The following is a 5,270-nucleotide window of genomic DNA, read 5'->3' on the forward strand; positions in this document are numbered from 1 at the left end:
CTTGATAACACGATCTCGGAGGAGATCGCACGGAAAGGAAGCACTATTATGAGAATCGCAGTAACCTATGAAAACGGACAGATCTTTCAGCATTTCGGCAGAACAGAGCAGTTCAAGCTGTACGATGTTGCCGACGGCAAGATCATCAATGAACAGGTAGTTGGAACAATGGGCGCAGGACACGGCGCTCTTGCAGGATTCCTGAAAAATGCTCAGGCTGACGTTCTGATCTGCGGAGGTATCGGCGGAGGCGCACAGATGGCTATGCAGGAGGCTGGCATCACCCTCTACGGCGGTAATATGGGAAGCGCTGACGAGGCAGTTGCGGCTTTCCTTGCACAGACAATTGTTCAGAACGAGAACCCTACCTGTGATCATCACGATCACGAACACGGCGAAGGTCATTCCTGCGGAGATCATTCCTGCGGAAGCCATAACTGCGGTAACCACTGATGAAGTACGACCATACCGAAAAGGCAGCCGCTCTTTTCACACAGGGATATAACTGCGCTCAGTCTGTTTTTGTTGCATTTTCTGATGTGACAGGCATGGACGAGGAGCTTGCCAAAAGGCTTTCATCATCATTCGGCGGTGAAATGGGACGGCTGCGTGAGGTATGCGGCACCTGTTCTGCTATGTTCATGGTGGCAGGCATTCTTTATGGCGAAGGAACGGAAACCGATCACGCTGTAAAAACAGAGCATTACAAGAGGATACAGTATCTTGCAGAGGAATTCCGCAAACAGCACGAAACGATCGTATGCCGTGATCTTTTGAAAGGACTTGCCGTCACAAGTGAGCCAACTCCCGAAAAGAGGACTGAGCAATACTACAAGGTAAGACCTTGCGTGAAGTTTGTAAGAACTGCTGCGGAGATACTTGACCGCTATCTTGAAGAAAATCCACCAAGAGGTGCTGAACTATGAAGATCGTCACACTTGTAGAAAATTCCTGCGGTAATGAAAACTGTATCGCAGAGCATGGACTCAGCATCTATATTGAGACTGAAAAGCACAAGCTCCTGCTTGACACGGGACAAACTGACGCACTAATCAGAAACGCCGAAGCATTGGGAATCGACCTGTCTGCTGTTGATACCGTGATACTCAGTCACGGTCATTACGACCATTCGGGCGGTATCCTGCCGTTTTCAAAGCTCAACCATACTGCACAGATAATTATGCAGAGGTTAGCCGCCGAACCGCATTACAACGGCGAGCGCTATATCGGCATTGATACGGATATTCTTAAATTGCCGAACGTCCGGCTGATAGACGGCGATATGCAGCTTGACGATGAGTTGTTCCTATTCAGCGGCATCACAGGCAGGCGGTTCTATCCGCAGGGAAACAGAAAGCTGTCCTATCTGAAAGACGGTGTAAAAACCGAGGACGATTTTATGCATGAGCAGTGCCTTGTCATCACACAGAACGGCAAACGCTGGCTGCTTTCGGGCTGCGCTCACAATGGCATACTCAATATCCTTGACAGGTATAAGGAACTGTTTGACAGCTATCCCGACTTTGTTATCACGGGATTTCATATGATGAAGCGTGAGGGCGAGCATACCGAAGATGAAAAAGCAGTCATCATTCAAACAGCACGGGAGCTTTCACAGCTTGATACCGTATTTTACAGTGGTCACTGCACAGGCATCCCCGCATTTGAGCTGATGAAAGAGATCATGGGTGACAAGCTCATTGCACTGCACAGCGGCGAAACTGTCATATAACATAAATTCCGTGAGCGAAGGTGCGGCGTTTCTATTTACAGTGCTAATATACTGTGGTATAATTCTTATTATCAAAAATGGGGGGAGTGGATCGTATGAAATTGACTTTGGAAACAAAACGACTGATCTTAAGACCTTTCACAATAGAGGACGCACAGGAAATGTTCTTTGGCTGGGCAAGCGATCCCGAGGTCACAAAGTATCTCACATGGAATACTCATAAAAATATTGAGGAAACAAAGGGGATACTGAGCTTATGGGTCGATCAGTACGAAAAGCCCGAACGCCTGAATTTTGCAATAGAGCTGAAGAAGGAAGATAAGCTGATCGGCGGGATCGATGTGGTCGGCTATTTGGGCGAGACCTACCACCAGCTTTTTGACGAAGCGGTAGAGAGATACAACGCTCGGCAGAAAAGAAATGACCGTAAGATCAATGACTACTTTGAACACTTGTTCAACCGTCCTCCAAGCAAGAGCGTGATTGAGGGGGCAAACAAGCAGAAAAGTTTCTATGAACATCTCGTCTATATCGGAACGAAAAACGATTCGGCTGTCGGAACTCCCGATGCTGAAAAAACTGCTGAATGTCTGCGTGAATACATGGAGGGCTTTCAGGCGAGAAATCCGAACCTCTATGTGTTTAATGCCGTGATGCACCTCGATGAAGCCACGCCGCATTTGCACATAGACTATATACCTCTCGGACATTACAGCAGAGGTCTTGAAGTCCGCAACGCAAAGAACAAGGCGCTTGACGAAATGGGCTTCGGAAATGACGCTCATTCCAACAACCGCTGGCGGCTTCGTGAGTGGGAAGTGCTGAGGGATATTTGCAACGCTCACGGTATCGAAATATCAGAGCCGAAAAAGTCCAGAGGTTACAGCTACACGGTCGAGGAATATGGCGAACATGAGGACGAGATCAGGCGGCTGAATGAGGAAAAGGCGCAGGTTGAAACGGAGCTTACCGACAAGCAGTCAGAATGTGAAAAGCTCGACCGGCAGCTCGAGCAGAAGGCAGATCAGGTCAAGGCGATACTCAACTATATTCCCGACTATGAAAAGGAGTTTCAGATTGAGGACGAGTGTGAGCAGCTCTGTGAGGAATTGACCAGCCTGCTAAATGGCAAGCTGTCTATCATGAAGCATTCGGACGAGATCATCTCCAAGGCACAGCGCCTGAGCAAGATCATGAAGAAGCTCAGCAACAGCACTCACAAGTCCGGCGATACGGTTTACGCTCTCCGTGAACGGCTTGACAGGAGCTTGAAAGATACGGAAGATGTTCGCCAGCGCCTGAAACAGACTTCGGGAGAATGCTCGGAGCTTCGCCGTGACAATTCAGCTCTGCAGGCTCAGGTCGATGAGCTGACGGAATTTGTGAGCCTGCTGAAACGCTGTGAACCTCTGAAATATTCCGAGGTCAGACAGATGCAGGAGAATATCCACGCCCAGCGTGAACAGGAAGTACAGCAGTCCGCCGCCAGAAAGAAGAAATCGTGGGGACTGGAATAAAAATACACAAGACAGAAAGCAGGGGAAGTACCTGCTATGAGGAGAACAACATGAATAATAAGACTTTGCAGGAGATGAACGATGCCTACAAGGACTGCCCCATGAGGACTTCGGAGTACACGATTGACGGAAAGAAATATATCGTCAAGAGCCACTTTGTAGGTGAGAAATCGCTTGATGATACGCTCTACCGAATTGCATTTCAGAAAGCTATGGACGAGGTTTTGACAACGGCATAAATTTACGGAAAGTTACGAAAAAAGGCTTGCCAAATTCGGCGTTATGCGCTATAATAGTAATGTCGAATTTGGCTGCTTTGTTTGAAAGGAGTTATTATGGCAAAGCAGACCATAGAATATAAAGTAGGGATATATCTGCGCTTGTCGCAGGAAGATATGCGTTCGGGAGAAAGTCTGTCGATTGAACACCAGCGTGAGATCGTGACGAAATATGTTTCAGAGCAAGGGTGGACGATTGTGGACGAGTATGCAGATGACGGCTATTCAGGGACTGACTTCTCAAGACCGAACGTGCAAAGACTTCTTGATGATGCACAGGGCGGGAAGATCAACGTGATCGTTTGCAAGGATCTAAGCCGTTTTGGACGCAATTACATTGAAGTAGGCCGCTACATCGACTACATTTTCCCAATGTATAACATTCGCTTTATTGCCCTCGGTGACGGCATTGACACGGCTGACCGCAACAGTAATGCTATGGAGATGATGCCGATCATCAATATGTTCAATGAATGGCACGCAAGTTCAACAAGCAAGAAGATACGTGCAGTTATGGAATCGAATGCAAAACAAGGCAAGTATAAATGCACTTATTGTGCTTACGGTTATACCAAAGCTGACGATGAGAAGAATACTCCGATCATTGACCCCGATGCGGCGGAAATCGTCAAGCGTATCTTCACCATGAGGTCACAGGGTATGTCACCTCGCAAGATCTCCGATGTGCTGAATGGAGAGAGTGTGCCGATTCCGTCAGACTATTACTACGCAAAAATCGGGAAAGTTAATCCGAGGAACACACGGCATTTGTGGAGTCAGAGTACCGTATTGCCTATTTTGCGAAACCCCATTTATATCGGGCATATGGCGATGATGCGGCGAACTACGGTCTCGTACAAAAACCATAAAACGATACGCAAACCCGAGGACGACTGGATCGTGGTAGAAAACAATCACGAGCCGATCATTTCACAGGAGTTGTGGGATAAGGTGCGTGAGGTCGAACGATCGGTAAGCAGGGGCAAGCGTTGCAGTGACGGAGAACTAAGACCGCTTTCAGGTTTAATGTTCTGTGCCGATTGCGGTCACAAAATGAAAAGTGCAGGGAGCAGCAGACGAAAAAAGAGTGGAGAAATGGTGAGGTATCGTTTCTTTAATTGTTTGGACTACAGTCTTTTTGCTAACAGGTGCTTTTCTCACTATATTTCCGAAAAGGATATACACGCTGTAATCTGTGAGGATATTCGCTCTTTGGCGAGATCGGTTATCACTGATGAAGAACAGGCAAGGCAGGATTTTCTTTCTCAAAAGGCGGAGATCTCGGAGCGAAAGTCGAGAGGTGACCGCAAAAAGTTGAATGAGAGCCGTAACCGTCTGGCTGAATTGAATAACCTTATGCAGTCGGTTTACGAAGATAAGGTGAACGGCAAGATTCCCGAGGATATTTGTTTGCAGTTTCTGACGAAATACGAAACGGAGCGTAAGGAATTGCAGGCGATTGTTGCAGAAATTGAGGAGCGCTCAGCCGCTGAAAAGAAAGACCAAGAGGACGTTGAGGAGTTTATCCGCCGTCTGAAAAAGTATGCCGATGTACAGGATTTGACGAGAGAGTTGTGCTTGGAGTTGATCGAGTATGTGACAGTTGGTGCAAGCGTTCGAGGTCAGCCGAGGGAAATTCATATTTACTATAAATTCATGCATAAGCCTTTGATAAACAAGAATAACCTATTCGACAATGAAAATGTTTGATTGAGTTGTGTTACTATTTGTATTGCTGACAAG

Annotated in this window: 6 protein-coding genes; all 6 read left to right on the forward strand. The window is 47.2% G+C overall.

What is annotated here, in order from left to right:
- On the forward strand, positions 1-453 hold a 453-nt coding region (locus CUS_RS00770; RefSeq protein ID WP_037275921.1), incomplete at its 5' end, for a NifB/NifX family molybdenum-iron cluster-binding protein.
- Positions 453-926 carry a C-GCAxxG-C-C family protein gene (locus CUS_RS00775; RefSeq protein ID WP_002846939.1) on the forward strand — a complete coding sequence of 158 codons (474 nt, stop codon included), beginning with the start codon at positions 453-455 and terminating at the stop codon, positions 924-926. The genes CUS_RS00770 and CUS_RS00775, both read left to right, overlap by 1 nt.
- The gene (locus tag CUS_RS00780) at positions 923-1,732 is read left to right on the forward strand and encodes an MBL fold metallo-hydrolase (RefSeq protein ID WP_002846942.1); all 810 of its coding nucleotides are present in this window, start codon (positions 923-925) and stop codon (positions 1,730-1,732) included. Before CUS_RS00775 ends, CUS_RS00780 begins: the two co-directional genes overlap by 4 nt.
- A 95-nt stretch (positions 1,733-1,827) precedes the next feature.
- Complete coding sequence (locus tag CUS_RS00785; RefSeq protein ID WP_002846938.1) at positions 1,828-3,249, forward strand: GNAT family N-acetyltransferase; 1,422 nt, start codon at positions 1,828-1,830, stop codon at positions 3,247-3,249.
- A gap of 50 nt (positions 3,250-3,299) precedes the next feature.
- The gene (locus CUS_RS00790; protein ID WP_002846940.1) at positions 3,300-3,488 is read left to right on the forward strand and encodes a hypothetical protein; all 189 of its coding nucleotides are present in this window, start codon (positions 3,300-3,302) and stop codon (positions 3,486-3,488) included.
- Positions 3,489-3,584: 96 nt separating this feature from the next.
- Complete coding sequence (locus tag CUS_RS00795; RefSeq protein WP_002846941.1) at positions 3,585-5,237, forward strand: recombinase family protein; 1,653 nt, start codon at positions 3,585-3,587, stop codon at positions 5,235-5,237.
- Positions 5,238-5,270: the final 33 nt, after the last annotated feature.

It is taken from the genome of Hominimerdicola alba 8, from assembly GCF_000178155.2.
Lineage (GTDB): Bacteria > Bacillota > Clostridia > Oscillospirales > Ruminococcaceae > Hominimerdicola > Hominimerdicola alba_C.